The organism is Pediococcus sp. EKM201D, from assembly GCF_011800215.1.
Classification (GTDB): domain Bacteria; phylum Bacillota; class Bacilli; order Lactobacillales; family Lactobacillaceae; genus Pediococcus; species Pediococcus pentosaceus.
In genome coordinates this window covers 117,555-141,103 of record NZ_JAALFK010000004.1, presented here as the reverse complement: position 1 = coordinate 141,103, position 23,549 = coordinate 117,555, and the positions used below count along the sequence as shown (strand labels likewise).

Sequence of the window (23,549 nt, the reverse complement as noted above, 5' to 3'; positions counted from 1 at the left end):
CAAAAAAGCTGAAAGCTTTGCCAATAGGGTATAGCTTCCAGCTTTTTTATTTAGTTAAAAAATTAAAATAATCGGGTATAGGAGCAGTGACTTCTATTGTTTCTAGATTAAATGGAAGTGGAAAACGAATTTTCCAAGAATGTAATAACATTGGCTGCTGGGTATTATCCAGATTATATAAAGGATCGCCAATAATAGGGTGACCCAGATATGAAAGGTGAACGCGAATTTGGTGGGTTCGACCTGTTTCTAAATCTACTTGTATAAGACTGCTATTTTCATACTGAGCTAGCACTTGATAGTGGGTAATAGCAGATAAGGGATTTAAACCATTAATTTGGCGTTTACGTTTATCATCGGGGTCAAAACCAATTGGAACATTAATGGTGCCCTTAGATTGCTCTAAATGGCCGCTAACAACGCATAAATAGGTGCGATTAATGACTTTAGTACTAATTTGGCGATTAAGAATAGGCACGACCACTGGATTTTTAGCAACTAACAAAGCGCCACTCGTGAACTGATCTAATCGGTGGACATTATATGCTTCGTTTTCGGTGTCCTTGAAGTAAGCTTGTAAGAAATTCATCATGCTTCCCAATTCATGAGGTTGATTAGCATGAGTTTTAACGCCTGTAGGTTTATTAACGACCATTAAGTCCGAATTTTCATAAAGAATAATTGGCGCTTGCGTAAAATCTGGATCAAACGGCGGAAGGGGGGTATCAAAATCAGACGATTCAAAATTAAGCTCAATTAAGTCGCCACCTTGGACGATGGTGTTGACGGGAACATATTTTCCATTAACCAAAACGCGTTCGTTAATCCGTAAAAAGTGGACAATTTTCCGCGATAATAACCAAGTTCTTTGCAGTAATTCTCGTAAACTCTGAGGTTGGTATAAACTGGAAAGTCTAATAGCATAGTGCCATTGCATAATGAAACTCCTTAACGAAATAAAAGAATCGACTCAACAAAATGTTCAATCGATCCTTTAAGTATATGGTATTAATGATAATTATTTCTTTTCTGGTTTAACAATCAATACATCGCAAATCGCGTTACGGCTAACGTAAGTTGCAACAGAACCAACCATTAAACGTTCCAAAGCATTAAGTCCTGTTGAACCAATCATAATCAATTCGTTTTTATGGTCAGCTGGAAATTCGCGTGCAATAACTGGTTTTGGATTCCCAAAACGAATGTGAACACTAACATCTTTAACTCCAGCGTCCTCAGCTTTTTTCTTGAGTTCTTCTAATCGATGTTGGACGTCCTCTGAAAGTTTATAGATTACATCTCCACTAACTGCCCCACCATAAGTATCACTAAATTGGTTTACTTCAAGGACATTTAAAATATCGAGATGAGTGTCATTTCTTTTTGCAACTTCAATTGCGCGATCTAGAACAACATCAGTTGTTTTAGACCCATCAACAGGTGCTAAGATATTTTTGTATTGTTGTAGCATGTTACCCACCATCCAATCATCTTTTCTTATACTAATGATATCATTTTCACAAAAAAATGTAAGCCTTTTTACATCGAATTTACCGGATAAACTAAAATATTTCTAATTAGACGGCAAATGCGTTAAAATGAACTTGCGCAAATTAAATGGCGACTACGGCCGCCATTAAGCACTCTGCTTCTCCATGGAGACTGAATGCAAGGGCTCGTGGTAATTACTGCGAGTCTTTTTTATTTCCACCAGAGTTTAATCAAAGCCTGGGTTCCATCGTCGCCTAATCCCTGTTGGTTAACTAAATTATCATAAAGTTGAGTGGCCAGACGCGTGGCAGGTAAATCAACTTGCATTTGCTTAGCTTGATCAAGTGCAATTTTTAAATCTTTAAGGAAATGCTTAGCGAAAAATCCCGGAGTATAGTCATTTTTTAAAATTCGTGGAACGTAGTTTTCCATACTCCAATTTGATGCACCGCCATTGGATAAAGTTTCGAGAACTGTCTTTAAGTCAAGCCGGGCAGCTTTAGCGTATACTAACATTTCAGTTAAGCCAGTCATGGTCCCGGCAATCATGATTTGATTAGCCATCTTAGCATTTTGACCGGCGCCATAAGTACCAAAATAGTTAGTTGCATGTCCAATTTGACCAAAGATTGGTTTCATGGTTTCGAATGCTGTCTGGTTACCACCGACCATAATTGTTAAAGTAGCATTTTGGGCGCCAATGTCGCCACCAGAAACAGGAGCATCTAAGGCCATAACAGCTAGTTCATCAGCTTTTTTACCAATTTTTTCGGCTAATATGGGCGAACTAGTTGTCATATCAATTAAAATTTGTCCGGAAGTAACTGTTGAAAAAATCCCGTGATCACCAAAGTAAACTTCTTCCACATCTTGTGGAAAACCAACCATGGTAATAACTGTTTCCACTTGTTGAGTTAGCTCGGCGGGAGAAGATGCCCACTGGGCTCCTTCTTCAAGTAAAGGGTCTGCTTTAGATTTAGTGCGAGTAAAAACAGCGACATCGTGACCATTTTTTAATAAATTATGGATAATGCCACTTCCCATTACTCCGGTTCCAATAAAGCCAATTTTCATAATTAAAACCTCCGTATCTGAATTTTTACTTAATTATAGTGATATTGGAGTGCGATACGCAATATATCTATGTAAAAAAGGGCTTTTAGATGTTAAACTCATAGTTAGAAAACAAAAAAACGAGGGACAAAATGAAAGTATTAGCAAGTGAAGTTATCCAAACATTGAAAGATGCCAGTTTTAAATCAGAGGAATTTAAAATTGGGAAAACAACTTTAAAAAAAGCCGACGGTACAGGATTTAAACCTGCTTTAGATTTTTTGAAACAGGCCATTCAAGAAAGCCCAATTGCTGAAGCAGTTATTAATGTTAATAAAAGTGTGGTTATTAAAATTCAATCTAATATTATTAATTTACCATTGCTTTATCCTGGTCCTGTGGAAAAACTAACTGAAGCAGAAAAAGAATATGATGTTAATATTTATGCAGTAATTGAAGCAGAAAAAATTAATTCGTCTCATTTACGAATTGACCAAATTGGGACAGCAGAAGATCTAATTAGTGCTAATTCTGATTTACAAGCTAATTTTAAGGATTGGATGGCGGAACAATTTGATCGATTAGATCATCCGGATAAGGATCAAAAAGATAATGAGGAATAAAATAGGAGGTTCCTATGAAGAGATTTGAGCTAATAGTTGGAACAGCAATCGTAATTGCATTCTCTACATTAATCCTCTCCATCTACACTCATCATCAGCAAGTAATTCAGCAAGAAAAAGTGGAGTTACAAAAATCAGCCAAAAAGAAATCGCTGCCTAAGAGCACTTCTAAAGATAGTGGGTTAGCTGGAGATGAAATTCAAGCTGCAACCACAAAATCAAAAAAGGGCGAAATGAACCCAATTAATTGGAAAAAGTCTTCTGAAAACAAAGCTTATCCAGATTTAGATAAGTATCCGAAAGCTTTCTTGAAGGTATCGATTGCTAAACAACGAGTGTATGTGATGAACGGAAAAAAAGTTTTATATACTATGTACGCGTCGACTGGATCGCATGAAAGTCCAACCCCAACGGGGACTTTTAAGATTCAGGCCGAGCGAGGCGACTTCTTCTATAATCCAACTTCAAAGGAAGGCGCTAAGTACTGGGTATCCTTTAAAGATCATGGAATCTATCTATTCCATACTGTTCCAACCGATAAAAACGGAAAATTCCTTGAGGATGAAGCTGAACAGTTAGGGAAAGAAGCTCAATCACATGGTTGTGTGCGTTTGGCGGTTCCAGATGCAAAATGGATTTACGAAAAAGTACCGGAGGGTATGAAAGTTGAAATACATTAGGATTGTTCAAACATGGTTGTTGAAAAAGCGTCATTTTAAAGACGAAATTTTATGGGGAATTGGCATCTTAGTGGGGTTGTTACTAATATTTAAAATTTTGGGAAGATTAATATTAGGAACTACCTTAATTAGTTTTAGTGCACTACTATGGGCGTTACTGCTCTATTTAGTGGTCCTTTTTGTAATCCGGTTTGTTGAAATAAAACTGCGAAGGTAGCTACGATAGTTAAGATTTAATTTTGAGGTCTAATCGAAACTAAATCTTTTTTTATATGATTAAATAAAAACTCTAGCAAAGTTAGATTTTGGTAGCTAACTTTGCTAGAGTTTTTAAGCTTTTTCCTCTGGGCGGTTTTTTAATTTGCGCCAAATAATTTGGAAAATAGCAGGAATAATAATTAATAGTAAGAATATCAAAGTAAAATACTGCTTGATAAAGGGGGTTTGGCCAAAGAAATAACCCGAAAAACAACAAATTCCAACCCATAATAAGACACCGATGAAATTTAATTTATTAAATTGATGCCAATCCATTTGGGTGGTCCCGGCTACAATTGGAATAAAAAGACCAACAAAGGGAATAAAACGAGAAAATATTAGTGATTTTTTAGCGTTTTCATCGAAAACTTCCTGAGTTTGGTTCATTTTTTCGGAATCACTAATGCGTTTAGCAATTTTGTTTTTAGATTTAATATTCACTCCATAACGGTATTTAACGATGGCACCGCTAGTAGCTGCAATGATAAAAGTAATCGTTAGGATAAAAATGTTAAGCCGTGAATTAGCTGCGGAAGCAATAGTTCCAGTTAGGAAAAGTACCGATTGACCTGGTAAAAATGAAAATACGATAAAAGCTGTTTCCAGAAAAATCCAGATAAATAAAATCAGGTAGACCCAGTTATGAAGGTGTTCGGTTAAAGGTGTTATATATGTTAAAGGATGAATCACAAATCCGAGTATGAGATCAAACATTTATCCACCTCGCTTTCTTTTTTCTTTATTAATGATAAAGGCTTATTTGCTAGATTGCAATTACAGCGCCTAATCGGTGTTGTATGTTAATAGATTTCATGTTACATTAGATACATGCGATGAGTCGAGATAGGTCAGACAATTCTTTGAATTGTTTCGCTGCGGCGACTAGTGACCATTTCGCCGGCACACGTTATCTACCGTATTGTAGAAGTGTGAGTCATAATAGGTGTGTGAGCCACCTAACGACTGCGTTAACTTAGTTAATGACCGGTAAAAGAGGATGGACAATTAATTTTGTCCATCCTCTTTTTTTGTCTATTTAATTAAGTAAAGTTGGTCGTGAATTAAATCAAATGGTTGATAATGTTGGTTAAGTTGCTGGGTATTTTCAGGTTCAATTAATTTAGCGGTTTTCCAAAAATCAGCACTATTGGTGGCGCCATTAGGTTCGCCAATGCAAATTAAGGTAGGCTGCTTAGTTAGCGAGCGTAGCTTTTCGAGAATTTGAACATCGATTGGAACTCCATCTGGAGACCAGGACATGATTACAAAATCAACTTGATTACCATATTTTTCAATTGCTGATATAGCATCCAGTTTTTCAACTTCGGTGACGAGATGTTTACCTGTTTCATTTTCTTGAACCCAGTCTAATGAATCTGTGGCATAAACGTTTTGCTGTTTTAAGCGTAATCCATGACTGATGTAACCATTACCAGCCATAACTTCTAGAGTAGGTCTATCAGCCAAATAATGAGCTAAATCGCTAATGAACGGGGCTGAAATATACGCCCACATACCGTAGGTTTCTTCAAGGTAGTCGCGATAGGAGCGCAAAAGTTTGTCCAATTTAGGGAGCTCAGCTGTCAATTTTTCCCACAATTGGTCACCTCTAGGATCACCTAGGGGATATTGATCCTTAATTTGATTAAAAATTTGATCTTGAATATCTTCGGGTAATTCTAGTACCGGTAATTGCTGAGGTAAGAGCTTTTGTTGAATCAGACGATTACTTTCAAGGATCTGATTAATTAAAAAGGTAATCGTGCTATTTTGTTTAAAAAGCTCACGATAGCGCTCAAGGCGAGTAATATAGTTGTTAGTTGTTGAAACGGGGCGTTCCTTTTTTAATTGACGTTTTAGTTTTTTTAATTTTTTAGGATTCATTAAGATTCGTCCTTTGTTTTATTCCAATTCAAAGCGAGTTCTTCTTGTTCACCGGAAGGGCTTAGCGTACGACGTTTTTTACCATGGAAATAACCATCCATTAATTGGAAAATTTCATAGCGATCGTCGCTACTAAGGACCTTATGATCAAAGCTCAATTGGCGACCTGATAGGAATAATTTACTTAAATCATATTCATTCAAGGCAGCACGACCACAAAGGTAATCCATACTAACATCGAAATATTCTGCAAGTTTTTTTACTTCCAAGTATGAGGGAGTTCGAATACCACGTTCCCAATTTCCAATCTGGCTGGATGTATTGGGAGTTTCATCTGGAAAAAGTTCGTTCAAGCCCTTGGCAAGAACTTCTAAAGTAATGTGTTTTCCGTGCCTTAAAGCACGTAAGCGTTCTGGAAACATGTGCTATCCTCCTGTGACAATCTGTCTATACTCATTTTAATACAGAATGGGGGAATGCGACAAATTAAAGTAAGTGTCACAAACGAGGATTGATTTGGCGCCCGGAAATTATGATGGGTTGATACAACCTTTTTGTAAGAAATAAAACTAATAAAGACGCGTACTAAAAATAAAAATCAAACCTAACGGCTGATAAATTTATTATGAAATTAAACTATTTTTTAAACGTTAAGGAGAATTTGTTATCCACAAATTTGATAAACCGTATATACTAAATAAGTTAGTTCTAGGAGGAAAGTACGATGAAGAAATTATGGAAATGGTTGTTAATAATAATCGGAGTATTATTGGTTATTGATATTGGAGCAGGAATGTATTTCTTCCACGTAGCTGAAGTACGGGGACCCAAAAGTTTTATTTCAAGTGAAAAAACACTTAAGAATGATCCATTAAGAAAACAAAAAGAATGGTATCAAAACGTAAAAAAAGAGCAATGGACAATGACTTCGGCAACCGGAAATTTGAAGTTAAAAGCTTATTATATCCCGGCTGAACATCAGACTAATAAGACGGTAGTAATGGCACATGGATTTTTACAAAGTAAAGAAGCTGAAGGTGCTCCGGCAGCTATGTTTCATGAACTAGGGTACAATGTATTAGCTCCAGATGACCGTGCTCATGGAGAAAGCGAAGGTAAACTAATCGGTTACGGTTGGACCGACCGACGCGATTACATTAAGTGGATGAACAAACTTTTGAAGACCAAGGGTAAAAATCAGCAAATCGTCATGTACGGGGTTAGCATGGGAGGCGCTACGACTATGATGGTTAGTGGAGAAGCTGATGTACCTAAGCAAGTTAAAGCTTACGTCGAAGATTGTGGTTATACTAGCGTTGATGATGAAATTACATATCAAGCTAAATCAATGTATCATTTACCAAAGTATCCGCTAGTTCCAACAGTTAGTTTGATTTCTAAAATTCGTGCAGGTTACGACTATTCTGAAGCCAGCGCCTTAAAGCAATTGGCTAAGAATAAAAAACCAATGTTGTTTATTCATGGTTCTAACGATACCTTCGTTCCTACTTCAATGCTAGAGCCCCTCTACAATGCAACCAAAGGACCAAAGGAAAAGTATGTGGTCAAAGGTGCTAAACATGCTGAAGCAATGAATACTGACTATAAAAAATATAAACAAACAGTTGAAAAATTTTTAGATAAATATATGGATTAAAAAAACTATGGTAGCAGGTTGTCTCTGACACTAAGCAGTGCAAGGTGACTTGTTATCATAGTTTTTTATGCGTAAATACTATCATTTTGCATATAAACCCACTCGTCATTGGAGACCTGTTCATATAGCAAACTGGCCAGTTCACGAGAAATATTTTTCTTTCCTAATTGTTCTTGAATAAAGTTATATTCATTTTGGAAGGCGTTAATAAAAAGTTCTTCCTGAATTTCGTTAGCACGAGTGTTATTTTGAAAACGACGATGGCGTTCACGATAGTACTCTTCAATCCAGTGGATTTCTGCTCGATTGTCTGCGTTTAGATGTTCTTTGAGATAAGCAAAAATCTGAGGCGATATTTCATTTTCTACTTGAGCTAATTCGTCTCGAGCATTATTGAATTTTTTGGTAACCACCAAAGGATCTACCCGTTTAATGCGTCGTTTGAAACGATGGCTTAATTTAATAAAGTAAAAACGTGCTCGATACATGAAGTGCTGGATAAACGATTGATGGAGTTGGAAACTTTGGAACAATGACATTCTTTCGTAAAAAGTTTGTTGTTTAACGCTAATTTCACCATTATCCACCATCTCTTGAAGTAGTTTCTCTTCTAAATTAAAACATTTCTGTAAAATTTTGTAAGTAGCGTTTCGTTTAGGACGTTGTAAGATAGACTGTTGGCTTCTTAAAGTAGCAATCACCGCCTGCGTTTCGACTGGATCTTCATCGGCATCATGGACGCGTTTAATGGCGTATTCAATCATTTTTTGGCGGTAGGTGCTAATATCTTCTAAACTGTAGGAATAAGATTTGGCTGGTAACATCAACGGTAAGATAATACTTGGCACGAGTAAGCTGAGAATGATGACGGTTGCCGCGATGAAAATAATATCATTGCGAAATGGAAAAATCTTACCATGTAATACAATTGGAATAGAAAAGGCCATCGATAGGGTAATAGTCCCATGAATACCATTAATAGCAATTAAAAAATGATTAAGTACTTTATCGGCTGGCCGGATACGGATGTTGGCTAGTTTTAAAGTAACCCATAGGTAGCGAATGATAATCATGACGATGTACAAAATGATACCAACCAAAATGAGATAACCTAGCGAAGAAACCTGGCGGCCTTCATTGGTAATATCGTAGATGACGGTTGGAAATGAAACTCCTAGAAGAATAAAAACGAAACCGTTCATTAAGTTAGTAAAAATTTCGTAGGTGGTTTTAGACACCATTTGAGTTTTGGTTGAAGTAAGACGCAGGGATTGAGCTTGAGTACTTTGAATCAATCCAGCTGCTACCACAGCCAAAATTCCGGAAGTATCAAACATTTCAGCCAGAAGGTAGATAGCAAAAGGCTTAATGAAGTTGATGGGGACAATAATGTTGGGGTTATCAATATCGGTTTCAATTAAGAGTAATTGTAAGCGAACAAAAAGCCAACCGACAATCCAGCCGACAATTAAGCCACCAAAGAAGACATATAGGTAATTAAAAATACTTAGAACCGGAGAAAAATGTCCCGTATGAAAGGCAGTTAAAGCTAAATCAAACATTACGATTCCACTTGCATCGTTAAACAAAGACTCATTTTTGAGACTCAGCATGGCCTCATTAGGAAGATCTAGATTTTCGGTCACGGATGACACTGCAACCGCATCGGTAGGGGTAATAATAGCGGCTAAAGCAAAGGCAAGGGCAATCGGAATATGAGGTAATAAAGCATATCCTAAGTAACCAACTAGAATAATCGTGACAACGGCTAGTCCAATGGCTAGAGAAAAGGTATTACTCAGAGTACGTTTAAGTTTGACAATGTTAGTGTTCATCCCGTCGTAAAACATAAGCGGCGCAATAATTGCTAGCATGAAAACTTCAGGGTTAAGATTGAAATGATTAAAATTGGGGATGAAAGAAAGTGCTAACCCCATCATAATTTGAATAATAGCCCGTGGTAAAAATTTGATTTTAGTATCTAATGCGTTTGAAAAAACGGTGGCGATGATTAAAATCAAAACGAAAAATACAATGGACATGCACAACGACTCCTTTTTTGGTTTCTCTAAACCAAGCGTACCAAAAAGCCACAAAAAAATCGATTTTTGTGGCTTTGGTATAGAGGATATTAATTTTTAGCAAATAATTTAGTGAGATAATCCATAAAGCGCTTGAGATAAAAGTCTGCATCGACATTCAAAGCTACGGAAACGTTGGGATTTTCTTCGTTTAAACGGCCGGGATCACCAATGGTACGACCCCACATTTCGTCAGTTGTATCAACGAACATGTTTAAATCCATAGTTTTGGAAAATGAAGCATCAAGGGCAATTCCTACCGCCAAAGGATCATGCAAGGCGCAACCGCCAAGATGAGGACTGGTAATTTTGTAAACGTCGATATAGTAATCGACGATATCAGCAAATTTACTACCAGCAGTAGTATCTAGGTCGCGCCAAAGTTGTGTTTCTTTTTTTGTTAGTAACGTTCTTAAAGTGACATCTAGACCAACCATGGTTAAGTTAACGTGGCTAGTAAATACGTCATTAGCAGCGTGAGGGTCTTGGTTGATGTTAGCTTCTGCAACTGGACTAACATTTCCAGGGACAGTAAGAGCACCACCCATAATAGTTACGTTGCCAATTAAATCGGCGACTTCTGGATCTTTCTTTAAGGCAAGTGCAAGATTTGTTAGGGGACCGGTTGGCACTAGAATTAAATCGGAGTTGTATTTGTGAGCAGCTTCGATAATAAAATCAACCCCGGGCTGTGTTTCAATTGCCCGAGATGGAGCGGGTAGTTCAACTTCACCAATACCATTTTTTCCATGAATTTGAGCACTAATAGGCATAACTTCAAAGCTTTCGGTAGTTTGTGAGTGTTCCTCACCAAGAAAGACCGGAATATCCGTTCGGCCTAGTAATTCAAGAATTTTCAAGCTATTAGTACCAGCGTCAGGGGTTAACACATTCCCGTATGTCGAAACAATACCAATCAAATCAACGTCAGGTGCTGCCAAAGCATATGCAATGGCCATAGCATCATCAATACCAGTATCTAGATCTAAGATCATTTTTTTAGTTGCCAAAAGAACCCCTCCGAATAAACAATTTATGTATTAAACTTACTTTAATCATACGTAAACAAAGCTTAAAAGACAATCCCAAGCATTCTTTTTTATTGAAGAAGCTGGTAATATATTTGGTGGATTATAAAAATGAAATTGATTTAATAAGGGAGCACAGGCAATGACGGAAATGTATGATATTACGATTATTGGTGGGGGTCCAGCCGGTTTATTTGCTGGATTTTATGCTGGAATGCGCACTGCCAAAACACAAATTATTGAAAGCCTTCCACAAGCTGGTGGACAAGTTGCTGCACTTTATCCAGAAAAAATGATTTACGATGTCGGTGGTTATGCTGGAATAAAAGCAGCTAATTTGGCTAAAGAACTTGAAAAACAAACGCGCTTGGTCGGAACTGAAATTCGTCTTAACGAAACCGTTGTTGATATTCAAGCTCAAGCTGATTTTTACCATGTTAAAACTAATCGGAATGAATACGATACCCGAGCAATTCTTTTAGCAACTGGTAATGGAGCATTTAATCCGCGAAAGTTAGCTGTGGAAGGGTTGGACCATTTAGAAGATAAAAAAATCTACTATCATATGCCCGATGTTGAACATTTTGAAAATCAGGATGTTTTAGTGGCAGGTGGCGGTGACTCGGCCATTGATATTGCGCTCATGCTGGAACCAATTGCTAAAAGTATCAGTTTGGTGCATCGTCGGCAGCAATTTAGGGGGATGGAACGGAATGTACAACACCTCCAAGAATCGACGGTTAAAGTGATGACACCGTATTTAATTAATGGTGTTCGCGAGGCTGTCGAAGGAATCGATGTCGATTTGAAAGAAATTGGTACCGAAGCCTTAAAAGCTACCCATTTTGATAAACTAATTGTTAACTACGGATTTACCTCTAGTAATAAAATTATCAAAGGATGGGAAATCGATTTGACCCAAGAACATCGTATGTTTGCCGTCGATAGCCTGATGCATACAAATATGAAAAATATTTATGCGATTGGTGATGGGGTAGAGTATCCTGGAAAGTTAAGACTAATTGCAACCGCCTTTGGTGAAGGCCCGATTGCGGTAAATCAAATTATGAACGACTTATATCCAGGCAAACGTGGACCTGTTCATAGTACATCCATGTTTGAAAAATAATCTGAATATATAAAAATGCAGTGAACTTAAAAACTAAGTTCACTGCATTTTTGTTAACTGCCGTTGGCATCTGGATTTGTAATTTTAATTCGGTTTTCACTAGTTGATTTGTGGTTTGCTTCAGGAGCATTAGTTTTGTACAAATCTTCAAGTGATTTATCTTGATTCTTGGAGAACATAGAAGTCGATTTTAAGCCTAATTTATCTTCTAGCTTGATGGCTTTCGTTAAACCATCCGAATAATTGTAGTTAGCTGAATTAACCTTTTTAAAGTCCGGATTCTTATAGAAACGGAGGAGATTCTTTTCATTTAACGAATCTGACATCGCTAATTGTTCTTTAGCAGCTTTACGATCTTTTTCAACTTTCTTTTTAAAAGTGGTGTTAGGATCGGTAATCTCATTGCCGGAACTGTCATAAAGTTTACCACCGATAGAACTATAGGTTGGTGTTACATAATCGTTATTTCTAAAAGCAACCACTTGGTCATGTTGCTTAGACAACAGGTCAGTACCAAATTGGATATAGTTTTTGGTTGAGATTCCTAATAAATGCAAGATCGTTGGTAGAACATCAATTTCACCACCATATTGGGATTGAATGCCACCATCTTTCATACCTGGAATGTGAATCATTAATGGGACTCGTTGGAGCTGTGAATTATCCCAATTATTCCAATTTTCAGTTGGATTAGAGCCGAATTCTTTAAAATGATCCGGATCTTGTTCAAAAGTTTTAGCTAGTGCTGTATTAGAGGAATTGGAAATTCCATAATGATCACCGTATAAAACAATCATCGAATCATCATACAAACCGGATTTCTTTAAGAAATTAAAGAATTCTTCAACAGATTGATCTAAGTAATTAGCAGTTTTGAAGTAGTTGTCTACAGTTTTATCGCCAGTACTAGGCGTTTTAAAAGTACTATCCTCATCATCTAAAGTGTATGGGATGTGGTTACTTACAGTGATGTATTTAGCATAAAACGGCTGCTGTAAGTGTTGAAGGTACTTAATTGAATCTTTGAAGAGAAGCTTATCTTTTAGACCATAGGTAGTAGATTTATCCCCAGAAACATCAAAATCACTGGCAGAGAAGAAGTTCTCATAACCCATATTTTTATAAGTGCTATTACGATTCCAAAATGAAGCAGTATTACCGTGGAAAACCGCAGAAGTGTAGTTTCCATGTTGTTTTAAAATTGCTGGAGCAGCTTGGAAGGTTTGATCAGATCCTAACTGGGCGAACAGTGAACCTTGAGCTGTCCCAAACGTGCCAGTTTCAAGCATATTTTCAGCATCACTAGTTTTACCTTGACCAACTTGATGGAAAAAGTTACTAAATGAGTAAGTTGATTTACTGTGGTAAATGCTGTTTAGGAATGGTGTTACTGTTTGGCCTTCCACTTTATCATCGATTAAGAATTGTTGAAAACTTTCTAGGTGAATGATAATAACATTTTTTCCCTTAGCCTTGGCAAAAGTAACATTCGACGGTTTGGCATAATGATGCTTAACATATTTTTCAATTGAAGTTAATTCGCTTTTCTTAGCTTCAGAACGCATTTTATGGTTACGTTCAAGTTGGACACCATCATAAGCAGTAAAGGCATCGAGCCCCATGTATTTAACAATATAAGAACGATCAAAAGTTCTGGTAATTAACTGCGGGCGATCCATTTCCGCGAGCATTAGATTAAATGCAAAAAATAAAAAGCCCAGTGAGGTGATTTGAAACCCAAACTTTTTAGGTAAAGGATGGGGGTCCATTTTTATTTTCTTCAGAACGAGTAATAAGAAAATAACGATGATATCTAACCAGTAGAAAATATCATGAACATTAGTTAAGGACATTGAGCTAGCACTTAAGCCTTGATTAACCTTGGAATAGCCCAACATAGTATTAACGGTCATAAAGTCAGAAAATTCTCTAAAGTAGATGACATTGAGATAGAGCATGACGGTATTGGCGACATCCAACAACATCGCTACCCAATAAAAAATTTTTTTCGGTCGAATATATAATGCAAGTCCAAAGATGAGGACGGTTGTAGCAACTGGATTAATTAAAAGAATTATCCATTGAAAGATACTACCTACACCTAGTGAAATATCAGCTAGATATGCAAACAGAGTCTTCGCCCAAAATAAAATAGTAATAAGGATAAAGAATCCGAATCTAGTATCAATTTTTGATTTTAAAGATTTCATTTTTTAAAGACCTTTCAAATAGAACAAGATTAATGCATAAATGCAATTTTACCATATTTTTTTAAATGATTTGGTTAACTATTGGGTAAGGGGGATGAATAAAATAAAATTTTAATAATTCTTCTGAATTAAGCAGCCATTAATAAGTTATCTGGGTTAATATGATAGATATATTATTAAAAGATAGTTTCGGAGGCGAACTAGTATGGAAGCTAAAATGGTTAGAGGTGCTACTGGACCAGTTTATATGGATGCGTTAGAAATTCGTAAAAAAGTGTTTATTGAAGAACAGGGCATTGATCCGGCTCTTGAATTTGACGAAAATGAAGATTTCTTTACCTACTTTGTGGGCTACGACGAAGCTAAACCGATTGTGACGGCGCGAGCACGACGCGTCGATGATGATACTTGGGTTGTACAAAGAGTGGCAACTAAAACTGGATATCGACGTCATGGGTTAGCGCGTGATTTGTTTGAATTTATTGAAGCCCAAGCAGTTAAAATGAACATTAAAAAAATTAAATTACATGCTCAAGAGAGTGCGGAACCATTTTACTTTGCGATGAATTACGAGCGCGTTAGTGGTCCAGAAATGGAAGCGGGCATTGTACATTATTGGATGGAAAAGGCGATTTAATGTATTGGAATAAAAAAGTAATCTTGGTACTAAGTATTGTGCTAATGGGGCTTGCAGCGGTCTTCTTTGTTAAAAATGATGCTTTTTTATATCAAACACCGGTTGGACGTATTGAAAGTGTTAAAAAAATTAGTAAAACTGTCCAAATTGATAATTTTAAAAATCAAGATTACAGTGTCCGACAACAGCTTAAAGTGAAAATTTTAAATGGTAAAGAGCGTAATCGAATTATCACGGTTAATAATGAATATACTAAGTCGCAGGCGACGGATTTAAAATACCGTAAAGGCCAAACGGTCTTATTACATTTAACCCGACACCACCATCAGATTAAGACAGCTACAATTACAGATTTGAAACGCGACGTGCCTTTGACCATCTTAATTGTGATGGTAATCGGCTTATTAATAATGATGAAGTCGACCGGATTAAGGGCGCTCTTAAGCTTGATTTTAAACACCATTTTATTTTTCATTGCAGTGGAAATCGATGTTCAGCAAGAGGGCTCAGGAGTTTTTTGGATTTTTAGCGGAATCGCGGCCGTTTTTTGTGCGGTAACGTTAGTATTAGTTTTAGGTTGGAACAAAAAAATGTGGGTAAGCTTTACAACGACGATGTTAGGAACTTTCATCGCAGTCGCTATTAGTTTATTAGTCTTTAGACTTACCAATAATGGGGGACTTCATTTTGAAACGATGGAGTACGTAACACAAAATCCCGAACCTTTATTTCTAGCTGAAACAGTACTAGGCTCATTGGGAGCGGTAATGGATGAATCAACTGACATTATTGTTAGTCTTGCCAAGTTACGAAAAGAAAATCCGCTAATTTCAATGAAACAGCTCTGGATTTCTGGCCGAAATATCGGGAAAACAATTATGGGTCCTCTCCTTAACGTTTTATTCATGATATTTATGGCAGATACATTTTCAATGATGGCTCTATATCTTAGAAATGGAAACGGTTGGGGCTACTCGTTTGAAATGAACATGCAACTGGGATTTGTACAAAGCTTAATTAGTGGAATTGGGATTGTATTAACCGTTCCTATTGCTAGCTGGCTGGTTGGCATTTTCTTTAAGAAGGGGGCGGTGCAACATGCATAGCGCGACTTTAATATTGATGCTAATTTTAGCCCTGTTAATGATTATTGTGGGCGGTGCAACGGGAGTCCGGGCCTTTTTAAGTATTATCTTCAATTTTGCCATATTATTCCTAAATATTGCATTAATTGCATGGGGATTTCCGGCGCTAGTAATAACAAGTATTAGTGGCTTGATTATCCTTGCAACCACCATTTTTATGGGCAGTGATGATGATCAAATTACCCAAAATGCTTTCTACAGTTCTGTCCTAGTTTTGATGGTCCTAATCGGGTTAATTTTATTGCTGCAACCCCATTTGTTAGTTCATGGATTTGCCAATGAAAATAATGAAGATTTAGAGGGGATGTCACTTTTAATTGGTATTAAATTCAGTGATGTGATGTTAGCGACAATGATGGTTAGCTCGCTTGGAGCGGTAGCTGAGGCGGCAATTGCTGTGTCGGCTGGGTTACAAGAATTAATTGAGACTACTCCAGACCTAGACTACAGTAAATTGTTTGTACATGGATATGAAATTGGTAAAGAAATCATTGGAACAGCTTTAAATACCTTGTTTTTTGGCTTCTTTGGTAGTTTTCTAGGATTATTCATTTGGTATGTTAAGTTAAAATACAGTTTTAGTGAGTTTATTAATAACAAAATTTTTGCTGCGGAACTTTCAATGATTCTAATTGGATTTATTGGAGTAATTAGCACGGTGCCATTGACAGCGTGGGTAATGCAATTGCGGCAACGCAAACAAAAAGAACTGTAACGACGAATCAGGCTGGTGAAAGCCTGAGACAGTAGTTAACAGTTCTTTTTATTAACGTTATTTTTTGAAAAAATTGCTCCAGTTGGCGATGAGATAGACAATCAAAATTAAAGCAAACGAAATTAGAATGGTCAGTGTCCAGCTCCAAGGCGTATTGGCCATTGGTAGGCTAACATTTTGTCCATAAAATCCGAAGACAATGTTGGGGACAGCTAAAATAATAGATAAGATGGTTAGAAATTTCATCGTGTTATTTAAGTTATTATCCAAGATGTCAGAGTAGGATTTGGAGACTTGTTCGATGATATCAGATGAGAGCTGAGCCATTTCTTGACTTTGTTCAGACTCAATCACAATTTCTTCTAGGCGCGTACGTTGTCCCTTAGTTAATTTTAAGTTTGGCATACGAAGCATACTATTTAATAATGAAGTATTTGATTTCAAAGATGTTAATAAATAAATCAAACTAGTCTCCAACTGTAGCATACTTTGAATTCCATTGTGATTTAAACGAGTTTTAAATTTATTTTGAATTTCTTGACGGTCAAAATTAATTCGTGAAACAGCGTCATTAAAGCGAATCGTTAGTTCATAGATCGTATTGAAAACGGCGTTGACCATAAACGAGTTATTAAATTCAAAATTAGGATCACTATTTTTGCGTATTAGTGTTTTAACATTGCGATCTAAAAGTTTATTCACATAGTGAGTTGAATCATGCGTAAAAACCACCAGCGCCTTTGGTAGAAACATGAACGCCGCGGGCTCGGTTTGAACGCCTTCTTTTAAATTAGCACTGAGTGCATGAAAAATGATCAAAAAAATGTTATTGGGTTCATCAATTTCGGCCCGTGCTCGTTCATTTTTATCAATAGCATAGCTCAAAGCTTCCGATGTAGCATGGTAAGTTTTGACTAAAGTTTGAAGTTCAAGCGTGCTAGGATTGGAAACTTGAATCCAAGAAAAGTCGTCAGATTTTTTAGTAACTTTTAGCATAGTAATAATCCTCACTGTATTTAATATTATTAGTTTAACCCCAATGGGATGAAAAAATATACTAAATCGATTAAAATAAAGTGTTTAGAAGAAAAAAGGAGAAAGAATTTATTGAATATATTAACAAACCTATATGGACCCTTTTTCGATATTAATAATTGGGAAAATGTGTTGTCCTCCAGTTCCGACTGGTTAGTAATTTTTTCATTGGTAATGATTGAATGTATCTTGTCGGTCGACAATGCAGTGGTTTTAGCAACTCAAACACAAGTTTTAGAAGATAAAAAAGAACGTGAAAAATCCCTATTTTATGGTTTATGGGGCGCCTATATTTTCAGATTTATCGTTATCGGAATCGGTACCTTTTTAATTGACTTGTGGGAAATAAAGGTAATTGGAGCTTTATATTTAGCCTACTTGGTATTTAGGTTCTTTGACAAGCAAAAAAGAGGACGTAAGACGCGAAAACTAGTTAAAAAAGAAGGGCGACTTTCCGTGTTCTGGCGGGTGGTAATCCAAATTGAATTTATGGATATTGTTTTCTCCGTCGATTCAGTCTTGGCTTCCTTAGCAATTTCATCTAATCCGGTAATTGTTTTAATTGGTGGTCTGATTGGGATTTTAGCCATGCGGGGCATTGCTGAAGTAATCATGAAAATGATGCAAAAAATTCCGGAATTAGAAACGATGGCATACGTATTAATTGGAATCATTGCGTTAAAACTTTTATTGTCCATTCCAATGATTGATATTGAAATTCCATCTATTGTTTTTGCGGGAATTGTGATCTTAGCCTTTTTAATTACAATTGGAATTCACTACGCCAAAAGACCGGCAAAAAAACAATGATATAATTTATGGTAACAAGTTAGTAAAAAGGAGACAGAAATGGCCGTTACAATTAATCAAGATAACTTAACTGACGTGACACAATCTGGACTAACCATTGTGGACTTTTGGGCTCCTTGGTGTGGTCCTTGTAAAATGATGGAACCAGCCTTAGAGAGTTTGGAAAAAACTTATGGAGATCAAATCCAGTTTGCCAAAATGAATGTGGATAACAATCAAGCAGTAGCAGAATCTTTTAAAATTATGAGCATTCCAGCATTGGTTTTGTTTAAAGATGGAAAAGCCATTGAAAAAGTGACGGGGTATTATCCTGAAGCAAAATTAGCCAAATACTTAGAAAAGAAGATATCAGAAAATGAACCAAAGTAAAACAGCGATTGTGATTGATAGTTCAGCCAATATAGCTCCGGAAATCGTGCGTAAGTATCATTTTACGATCGTTAATCAACCGGTTATGTTTGGTAAACATGTTTATCATGAAAATATGGACATTGATTCAGATGAATTTTACCGAATGCTTAAGCTTGAAAAGTATCATCCTACAGCTTCTCAAATTCCAATGAAAGAAATGCAGGAAGTCTTTAGTAACTTAGCTCAAGCAGGTTATGAAGCAGCCTTGTGCATTGGTTTATCGGGAGGCTTGAGTGGTTTTATCAATAGTGTATCAGCATCGGTTCCAGCGATTAAGGATCTCCAGGTTTACCCTTATGATTCGGGTTCTATTTTAGCTGGTGTAGAAAAAGTTGCCATTCTAGCATCTCATCTTCTAGATAATGGAGTAGATATCCACGAAGTTTTACATCAAATGCGTAAATATCGTCGACAGACTCAAGCTTATATTGCAGTAAATAACATTAAAGAACTTCAGAATATGGGAAATATTTCTAACCGAACCTCGTTAGTAGGCTCATTTTTTGGAATGCGCCCCATTCTAACTATTAATCACCAAGGGCGTTTAGAGATGGTTGGTAAAGAGCGGCAAATGAAGAATGCGATGGAAGCAATCGAAGAAATTTTTGACAAACAATTAGTTGACCATACCAATTTAGTAGTAACTGTAATTGATGCCAATGATGTAGATCGTAGTATGCAGTGGCAAAGCACTTTAAAGGCTAAATACCCTGGAATGCAAGTTGAGTCACAACAGATTGGTCCGTATGTAGGTACTTATACTGGTAGTAAAGCGATTGGACTAATTTGGTCGCCAAAATTGTGATAGTATAGACGTTAGTTATTAAGAAACGGGTGGATAGAATGATTACATTAAAGTCAGAACGAGAAATTGAAGGAATGAGAAAGGCCGGTGCAGTACTTGCTGGTATGCATATCGGACTTCGTGACATTATTAAACCAGGTATCTCAAGCTGGGAAATTGAAAAGTTTGCATTAAAATACTTAGACAAAAACGGTGCTGTTCCTGAAGAAAAGGGATTTGAAGGCTACGAATATGCAACCTGTGTAAGTGTTAATAATGAAGTTTGTCATGGCTTTCCACGTAAGGGTTTAATCCTTAAAGAAGGCGACTTAGTTAAGGTTGATACAGTTGTTAGTGTGGATGGCTACATGTCTGACTCATGCTGGGCTTTTGCTGTTGGCGAAGTTAGCGATGAAGTTAAAAAATTAATGGAAGTTACTAAAAAGGCTTTATATCTTGGGATTGACCAAGCTGTAGAAGGCAACCGAATTGGTGATATTGGTCATGCAATTCAATCATATGTTGAAGATGAAATGGGTTATGGCGATGTTCGTGAATTCGTGGGACATGGTATCCAACCTACAATGCATGAAGATCCAATGGTCCCAGGATACGGTGAAGCTGGACATGGTCCTCGCTTGAAGAATGGTATGACGATTACAATTGAACCCATGGTTAATGTTGGGGGATGGCAATGTGATACTTCCGCTCCAGATGGTTGGACTGTTACTACAATGGATGGTAGTCTCTCTTGTCAATACGAACACACACTAGTAATCACACCAGACGGTCCTAAGATTTTAACATCTCAAGATCCTGTTGAAGATGCTAAGTATTTGTAGAAGCAAAAAAGGAAGCCTTGACTTTTTTAGTCGAGACTTCCTTTTGTTTTTGATGCTAAAATGGTTACATCCTAATCATTATTTTAGTAATTAGCGATTTCAATCAGATTACCATCAGGATCTTTAATTAAGAGTGATTGAACATCGCCATGAGTTCCTTGGCGAGTTTTAGGATCGTCGATAATTTCGATGAAATAACTTTTGAGATGGTTAACAATTTCTTCCATTGGATTTTTAGCAACAACGGAAAGGGCAATGCTACCAGTAGTAGCCTGAGCTGGAGCAAATTGGGGTTGTTGGTCTGGAGTAACGAAGTAAATTCGTTGTTTGCCAGCGCGAACCCCCGCGAATGGAGCATCGATTAGAATCGGCATATCGAAAACTTCATGATAAAAGCGTTCGCTACGAGCGATATCAGATACAGTTAGCGTAATATGATCAATTTCACGAATATTCATTGTATGTAAGTCCTCCTAATAACGAGATTAAGTATAGCATAGGCAAATTGGATTGACGATTTGTATAAATTCATGCTACGGTGGTTATTAGTTATTTTAGAAAAGTTAAGGTGAAAAAATGAGTTTATTATCAGTTGAGCATTTGAGCCATGGTTTTGCGGACAAAGAGCTCTACGAAGATGCAAATTTTGAGTTAAATAAAGAAGACCACATGGGAATTGTGGGACAAAATGGTGCTGGTAAAAGTACGTTAATCAAGATTTTAACGGGGGAAACCTTGCCAGACAAAGGTCGTATTATTTGGCAAAATAAAGTGACGTATGGTTACTTAGACCAGTATGCGGACATTCCTAAGGAAGATACGTTGTATGAATTTTTAACGACCGCATATGCAGAGTTATTTCGTCAACGTGATTTGATGGAGAAGTACTATGCAGATTACGCTGAAAATTTAGACGATAAGTTGCTAGAAAAAGCTGGAAGAATTCAGGAAAATTTAGATGCCAATAATTTCTATGATATTGATACGGAAATTAATCGAGTAATGACCGGTTTGGGTCTCGACGATATCGGCAAAGATCATATCGTAAGCGAAATGAGTGGTGGACAACGTTCCAAGATTATTTTGGCTAAGTTACTTCTTCAAAATCCAGACGTTTTGATCTTGGATGAACCGACAAACTATTTAGATACTGCTCATATTAGTTGGTTGGCAGATTACTTGAATGGCTTTGAAGGAGCCTTCATGGTAATTTCCCATGACTACGATTTCTTGCAGAAGGTTACTAACTGTATTTGTGATGTTTCATTTAATAAAATTACTAAGTATCGTGGTGACTTCCAATCAGCAATGCGTCAAAAAGATGCGCGTAAGGAAGCCCAATTAAAAGCGTTTGAAAAACAACAAGTAGTGATTGAAAAAGCTGAAAACTTCATTCGTAAGAATAAAGCCGGTCAACGTTCGACGATGGCTAAATCACGGGAGAAGATGTTAAATCGGATGGAAAAAATCGATCCACCTAGTGAAAACTTAAAGGGTCATTTTGATTTTCCATATCTCGATACTGGATCCCAAAATGCAGTTGCTGTGAATAAATTAGCGGTAGGTTACGGCAAGAAGCAATTGCTTGAACCAGTGACATTTTCAATGTCGGCGGGCGAAAAAGTAGCTTTCTCTGGGTTTAACGGTGCGGGTAAGTCAACCTTGATTAAGAGTATCTTAGGAGTAATTCCAGCTTTAGGTGGAGAAGCCCATTTTTCACCATCTGCCAAAGTTAATTACTTCACCCAAGAATTAATATGGGATAATCCTAAATTGACACCATTAGAAACCATTCAAAACCAATACCCTAAGATGTTGCCTAAAACCATTCGGACTAAATTAGCTAAGTGTGGAATCAATGCTGCTGATACTATGAAGCCGATGAAACAGCTTAGTGGTGGAGAACAAACTAAGGTTAAATTAGCTTTAATGGAGTTGATTGATTCAAATTTCTTAATCATGGATGAACCAACAAACCATTTGGATGATGAAACGAAGCGGGCCTTAAGTGAAGCGTTACAACGCTTTAAAGGCAATTTGATCGTTGTATCCCATGAGGATAGTTTCTATTCCCAATGGATTGATAAAGAAATCAACGTGGAAAAATTACGTCTAGATCGCGAATAACCAAGCAAAAAAGCAACCCCGTGGGGTTGCTTTTTTAATACTCAATAGCTTAAAAGTCTGTGGCATCTGGATCCTGAGCTAGACCAGCTACACCATGGAAACCATCAATTTTCTTGATGTCGTCATCTGAAAGTTCAAAATCAAAGATTTCGGTGTTTTGTTTAATACGGTCAGCGTGAACTGACTTAGGAAGAGGTAAGAAGCCGTGTTGTAGTGACCAACGAAGTACGACTTGAGCGACACTCTTATTGTATTTAGCAGCGATATCTTTAAGTTCTGGAATGGTAAAAATCTTACCAGTTCCTAGTGGACTATATGCTTCCGAAAGAATACCATGTTCTTTATTGTAGGCCACAACTTCATCTTCAGTATCACTAGGATTTAGGAAGATTTGGTTGACTGCTGGAGTTACTTTGGCAGTTTTCAAAAGTTCATCAAGATGATGAGCACGGAAATTAGATACACCAATCGCACGTACTTTACCAGCATCGAGGGCTTCTTCCATCGCACGCCATGAGTCAGCGTTGCGCTGTTGCCATTTATCACGGAATTGGACTGGATTTGGCCAGTGAATTAGGTATAAGTCGAGGTAATCAGTACCTAATTTAGCTAAACTAGTGTCTAACGCTTTTTTAGCTGATTCGTAGCCATGGTCACGATTCCATAGTTTAGACGTGATGAAAAGTTCTTTACGATCAATTCCACTATCTTTAATGGCTTTGCCAACACTTTCTTCGTTTCCATAAGCTGCAGCTGTATCAATATGACGGTAGCCCGCTTCTAAAGCAGCCTTAACTGCATTATAAGCTTCATCACCATCTTTAGATTGCCAAGTTCCAAAACCAACTACGGGGATTTTAACTCCGTTGTTAAGGGTATAAGTATCTGTTAAATTATTCATCAAAAAGCCTCCTTGATTACCAATAAACTATATTAATAATAGCGCTTT

Annotated in this window: 24 protein-coding genes; 12 read left to right on the top strand and 12 right to left on the bottom strand. The window is 37.0% G+C overall.

The window, feature by feature from the left end:
- Positions 1–46: 46 nt before the first annotated feature.
- From HFC68_RS07140 to HFC68_RS07130, 3 genes are all read right to left on the bottom strand, one after another.
- The gene (locus tag HFC68_RS07140; protein WP_011673027.1) at positions 47–937 is read right to left on the bottom strand and encodes an RluA family pseudouridine synthase; all 891 of its coding nucleotides are present in this window, start codon (positions 935–937) and stop codon (positions 47–49) included.
- 81 nt (positions 938–1,018) lie between these two features.
- A complete protein-coding gene (locus tag HFC68_RS07135) occupies positions 1,019–1,471 on the bottom strand; it encodes a universal stress protein (RefSeq protein WP_002832793.1) in 453 nt (150 codons plus the stop codon).
- Positions 1,472–1,701: 230 nt separating this feature from the next.
- Complete coding sequence (locus HFC68_RS07130) at positions 1,702–2,565, bottom strand: NAD(P)-dependent oxidoreductase (RefSeq protein ID WP_011673028.1); 864 nt, start codon at positions 2,563–2,565, stop codon at positions 1,702–1,704.
- Positions 2,566–2,696: 131 nt separating this feature from the next.
- On the opposite strand from HFC68_RS07130, the gene HFC68_RS07125 reads away from it, so the two are divergent.
- Both HFC68_RS07125 and HFC68_RS07120 read left to right on the top strand, forming a co-directional pair.
- Positions 2,697–3,167, top strand: a complete 471-nt coding sequence (locus tag HFC68_RS07125) for a hypothetical protein (protein ID WP_011673029.1) — start codon at positions 2,697–2,699, stop codon at positions 3,165–3,167.
- Between the two features lie 14 nt (positions 3,168–3,181).
- On the top strand, positions 3,182–3,847 hold the full coding sequence (locus HFC68_RS07120) for a L,D-transpeptidase (protein WP_011673030.1): 666 nt from the start codon (positions 3,182–3,184) through the stop codon (positions 3,845–3,847).
- Between the two features lie 330 nt (positions 3,848–4,177).
- On the opposite strand, the gene HFC68_RS07115 is transcribed toward HFC68_RS07120, so the two are convergent.
- The 3 genes from HFC68_RS07115 to HFC68_RS07105 all read right to left on the bottom strand — a co-directional run bounded on the left by HFC68_RS07115 (position 4,178) and on the right by HFC68_RS07105 (position 6,411).
- Positions 4,178–4,819 (bottom strand): DedA family protein, encoded by a 642-nt coding sequence (locus tag HFC68_RS07115; RefSeq protein ID WP_011673032.1) that lies wholly within the window; start codon positions 4,817–4,819, stop codon positions 4,178–4,180.
- Positions 4,820–5,137: 318 nt separating this feature from the next.
- On the bottom strand, positions 5,138–5,989 hold the full coding sequence (locus HFC68_RS07110) for a hypothetical protein (protein WP_011673033.1): 852 nt from the start codon (positions 5,987–5,989) through the stop codon (positions 5,138–5,140).
- On the bottom strand, positions 5,989–6,411 hold the full coding sequence (locus tag HFC68_RS07105) for a helix-turn-helix domain-containing protein (RefSeq protein WP_002832799.1): 423 nt from the start codon (positions 6,409–6,411) through the stop codon (positions 5,989–5,991). The genes HFC68_RS07110 and HFC68_RS07105 overlap by 1 nt, the downstream gene beginning before the upstream one ends.
- 302 nt (positions 6,412–6,713) lie before the next feature.
- Here HFC68_RS07105 and HFC68_RS07100 point away from each other — a divergent pair, with 302 nt between their 5' ends.
- Positions 6,714–7,646 (top strand): alpha/beta hydrolase, encoded by a 933-nt coding sequence (locus HFC68_RS07100; RefSeq protein ID WP_011673034.1) that lies wholly within the window; start codon positions 6,714–6,716, stop codon positions 7,644–7,646.
- Positions 7,647–7,711: 65 nt separating this feature from the next.
- Here the strand turns inward: HFC68_RS07100 and HFC68_RS07095 are convergent, their stop codons facing one another.
- Complete coding sequence (locus tag HFC68_RS07095) at positions 7,712–9,688, bottom strand: sodium:proton antiporter (protein ID WP_011673035.1); 1,977 nt, start codon at positions 9,686–9,688, stop codon at positions 7,712–7,714.
- Between the two features lie 89 nt (positions 9,689–9,777).
- Entirely contained in the window at positions 9,778–10,737 is a 960-nt protein-coding gene (locus tag HFC68_RS07090; protein WP_011673036.1) for a nucleoside hydrolase, read from the bottom strand.
- Between the two features lie 160 nt (positions 10,738–10,897).
- Between HFC68_RS07090 and HFC68_RS07085 the strand changes: the two genes are divergently transcribed.
- Positions 10,898–11,884, top strand: a complete 987-nt coding sequence (locus HFC68_RS07085) for an NAD(P)/FAD-dependent oxidoreductase (RefSeq protein ID WP_167399752.1) — start codon at positions 10,898–10,900, stop codon at positions 11,882–11,884.
- A gap of 53 nt (positions 11,885–11,937) precedes the next feature.
- Here HFC68_RS07085 and HFC68_RS07080 read toward each other — a convergent pair whose 3' ends face one another.
- Positions 11,938–14,094 carry an LTA synthase family protein gene (locus tag HFC68_RS07080; protein ID WP_002832804.1) on the bottom strand — a complete coding sequence of 719 codons (2,157 nt, stop codon included), beginning with the start codon at positions 14,092–14,094 and terminating at the stop codon, positions 11,938–11,940.
- Between the two features lie 205 nt (positions 14,095–14,299).
- Between HFC68_RS07080 and HFC68_RS07075 the strand changes: the two genes are divergently transcribed.
- The 3 genes from HFC68_RS07075 to HFC68_RS07065 are packed head-to-tail and all read left to right on the top strand — an operon-like array spanning position 14,300 to position 16,591.
- Entirely contained in the window at positions 14,300–14,731 is a 432-nt protein-coding gene (locus tag HFC68_RS07075; RefSeq protein ID WP_002832805.1) for a GNAT family N-acetyltransferase, read from the top strand.
- Complete coding sequence (locus HFC68_RS07070; protein WP_011673038.1) at positions 14,731–15,837, top strand: YibE/F family protein; 1,107 nt, start codon at positions 14,731–14,733, stop codon at positions 15,835–15,837. The genes HFC68_RS07075 and HFC68_RS07070 overlap by 1 nt, the downstream gene beginning before the upstream one ends.
- The gene (locus tag HFC68_RS07065; RefSeq protein ID WP_011673039.1) at positions 15,830–16,591 is read left to right on the top strand and encodes a YibE/F family protein; all 762 of its coding nucleotides are present in this window, start codon (positions 15,830–15,832) and stop codon (positions 16,589–16,591) included. Before HFC68_RS07070 ends, HFC68_RS07065 begins: the two co-directional genes overlap by 8 nt.
- Before the next feature lie 57 nt (positions 16,592–16,648).
- On the opposite strand, the gene HFC68_RS07060 is transcribed toward HFC68_RS07065, so the two are convergent.
- Positions 16,649–17,587: a magnesium transporter CorA family protein gene (locus tag HFC68_RS07060; protein ID WP_002832808.1), complete on the bottom strand. Its 939-nt coding sequence runs from the start codon at positions 17,585–17,587 to the stop codon at positions 16,649–16,651.
- A 111-nt stretch (positions 17,588–17,698) separates the two neighbouring features.
- Here HFC68_RS07060 and HFC68_RS07055 point away from each other — a divergent pair, with 111 nt between their 5' ends.
- The 4 genes from HFC68_RS07055 to map are packed head-to-tail and all read left to right on the top strand — an operon-like array spanning position 17,699 to position 20,473.
- On the top strand, positions 17,699–18,436 hold the full coding sequence (locus HFC68_RS07055; RefSeq protein ID WP_011673040.1) for a TerC family protein: 738 nt from the start codon (positions 17,699–17,701) through the stop codon (positions 18,434–18,436).
- 39 nt (positions 18,437–18,475) lie between these two features.
- Complete coding sequence (trxA, locus tag HFC68_RS07050) at positions 18,476–18,805, top strand: thioredoxin (RefSeq protein WP_002832811.1); 330 nt, start codon at positions 18,476–18,478, stop codon at positions 18,803–18,805.
- Positions 18,792–19,652, top strand: coding sequence for a DegV family protein (locus tag HFC68_RS07045; RefSeq protein WP_011673041.1), 861 nt, complete (start codon positions 18,792–18,794; stop codon positions 19,650–19,652). Before trxA ends, HFC68_RS07045 begins: the two co-directional genes overlap by 14 nt.
- Before the next feature lie 38 nt (positions 19,653–19,690).
- A complete protein-coding gene (gene map / locus HFC68_RS07040; RefSeq protein WP_002832814.1) occupies positions 19,691–20,473 on the top strand; it encodes a type I methionyl aminopeptidase in 783 nt (260 codons plus the stop codon).
- 83 nt (positions 20,474–20,556) lie between these two features.
- Here map and HFC68_RS07035 read toward each other — a convergent pair whose 3' ends face one another.
- Positions 20,557–20,931 (bottom strand): VOC family protein, encoded by a 375-nt coding sequence (locus HFC68_RS07035; RefSeq protein WP_011673042.1) that lies wholly within the window; start codon positions 20,929–20,931, stop codon positions 20,557–20,559.
- Between the two features lie 118 nt (positions 20,932–21,049).
- Here HFC68_RS07035 and HFC68_RS07030 point away from each other — a divergent pair, with 118 nt between their 5' ends.
- Positions 21,050–22,600 (top strand): ABC-F family ATP-binding cassette domain-containing protein, encoded by a 1,551-nt coding sequence (locus HFC68_RS07030; RefSeq protein ID WP_002832817.1) that lies wholly within the window; start codon positions 21,050–21,052, stop codon positions 22,598–22,600.
- 49 nt (positions 22,601–22,649) lie between these two features.
- On the opposite strand, the gene HFC68_RS07025 is transcribed toward HFC68_RS07030, so the two are convergent.
- A complete protein-coding gene (locus HFC68_RS07025; RefSeq protein ID WP_167399751.1) occupies positions 22,650–23,501 on the bottom strand; it encodes an aldo/keto reductase in 852 nt (283 codons plus the stop codon).
- Positions 23,502–23,549 lie beyond the last annotated feature (48 nt).

What these genes read in the sequence shown, in the direction of transcription:
- HFC68_RS07070 (WP_011673038.1), top strand. Translation starts at nt 14,731, where the DNA reads ATGTATTGGAATAAAAAAGTAATCTTGGTACTAAGTATTGTGCTAATG.
- HFC68_RS07115 (WP_011673032.1), bottom strand. Translation starts at nt 4,819, where the DNA reads ATGTTTGATCTCATACTCGGATTTGTGATTCATCCTTTAACATATATA.
- map (WP_002832814.1), top strand. Translation starts at nt 19,691, where the DNA reads ATGATTACATTAAAGTCAGAACGAGAAATTGAAGGAATGAGAAAGGCC.
- HFC68_RS07105 (WP_002832799.1), bottom strand. Translation starts at nt 6,411, where the DNA reads ATGTTTCCAGAACGCTTACGTGCTTTAAGGCACGGAAAACACATTACT.
- HFC68_RS07110 (WP_011673033.1), bottom strand. Translation starts at nt 5,989, where the DNA reads ATGAATCCTAAAAAATTAAAAAAACTAAAACGTCAATTAAAAAAGGAA.
- HFC68_RS07140 (WP_011673027.1), bottom strand. Translation starts at nt 937, where the DNA reads ATGCAATGGCACTATGCTATTAGACTTTCCAGTTTATACCAACCTCAG.
- HFC68_RS07135 (WP_002832793.1), bottom strand. Translation starts at nt 1,471, where the DNA reads ATGCTACAACAATACAAAAATATCTTAGCACCTGTTGATGGGTCTAAA.
- HFC68_RS07085 (WP_167399752.1), top strand. Translation starts at nt 10,898, where the DNA reads ATGACGGAAATGTATGATATTACGATTATTGGTGGGGGTCCAGCCGGT.
- HFC68_RS07130 (WP_011673028.1), bottom strand. Translation starts at nt 2,565, where the DNA reads ATGAAAATTGGCTTTATTGGAACCGGAGTAATGGGAAGTGGCATTATC.
- HFC68_RS07125 (WP_011673029.1), top strand. Translation starts at nt 2,697, where the DNA reads ATGAAAGTATTAGCAAGTGAAGTTATCCAAACATTGAAAGATGCCAGT.
- HFC68_RS07045 (WP_011673041.1), top strand. Translation starts at nt 18,792, where the DNA reads ATGAACCAAAGTAAAACAGCGATTGTGATTGATAGTTCAGCCAATATA.
- HFC68_RS07025 (WP_167399751.1), bottom strand. Translation starts at nt 23,501, where the DNA reads ATGAATAATTTAACAGATACTTATACCCTTAACAACGGAGTTAAAATC.
- HFC68_RS07030 (WP_002832817.1), top strand. Translation starts at nt 21,050, where the DNA reads ATGAGTTTATTATCAGTTGAGCATTTGAGCCATGGTTTTGCGGACAAA.
- trxA (WP_002832811.1), top strand. Translation starts at nt 18,476, where the DNA reads ATGGCCGTTACAATTAATCAAGATAACTTAACTGACGTGACACAATCT.
- HFC68_RS07065 (WP_011673039.1), top strand. Translation starts at nt 15,830, where the DNA reads ATGCATAGCGCGACTTTAATATTGATGCTAATTTTAGCCCTGTTAATG.
- HFC68_RS07120 (WP_011673030.1), top strand. Translation starts at nt 3,182, where the DNA reads ATGAAGAGATTTGAGCTAATAGTTGGAACAGCAATCGTAATTGCATTC.
- HFC68_RS07035 (WP_011673042.1), bottom strand. Translation starts at nt 20,931, where the DNA reads ATGAATATTCGTGAAATTGATCATATTACGCTAACTGTATCTGATATC.
- HFC68_RS07060 (WP_002832808.1), bottom strand. Translation starts at nt 17,587, where the DNA reads ATGCTAAAAGTTACTAAAAAATCTGACGACTTTTCTTGGATTCAAGTT.
- HFC68_RS07100 (WP_011673034.1), top strand. Translation starts at nt 6,714, where the DNA reads ATGAAGAAATTATGGAAATGGTTGTTAATAATAATCGGAGTATTATTG.
- HFC68_RS07080 (WP_002832804.1), bottom strand. Translation starts at nt 14,094, where the DNA reads ATGAAATCTTTAAAATCAAAAATTGATACTAGATTCGGATTCTTTATC.
- HFC68_RS07075 (WP_002832805.1), top strand. Translation starts at nt 14,300, where the DNA reads ATGGAAGCTAAAATGGTTAGAGGTGCTACTGGACCAGTTTATATGGAT.
- HFC68_RS07095 (WP_011673035.1), bottom strand. Translation starts at nt 9,688, where the DNA reads ATGTCCATTGTATTTTTCGTTTTGATTTTAATCATCGCCACCGTTTTT.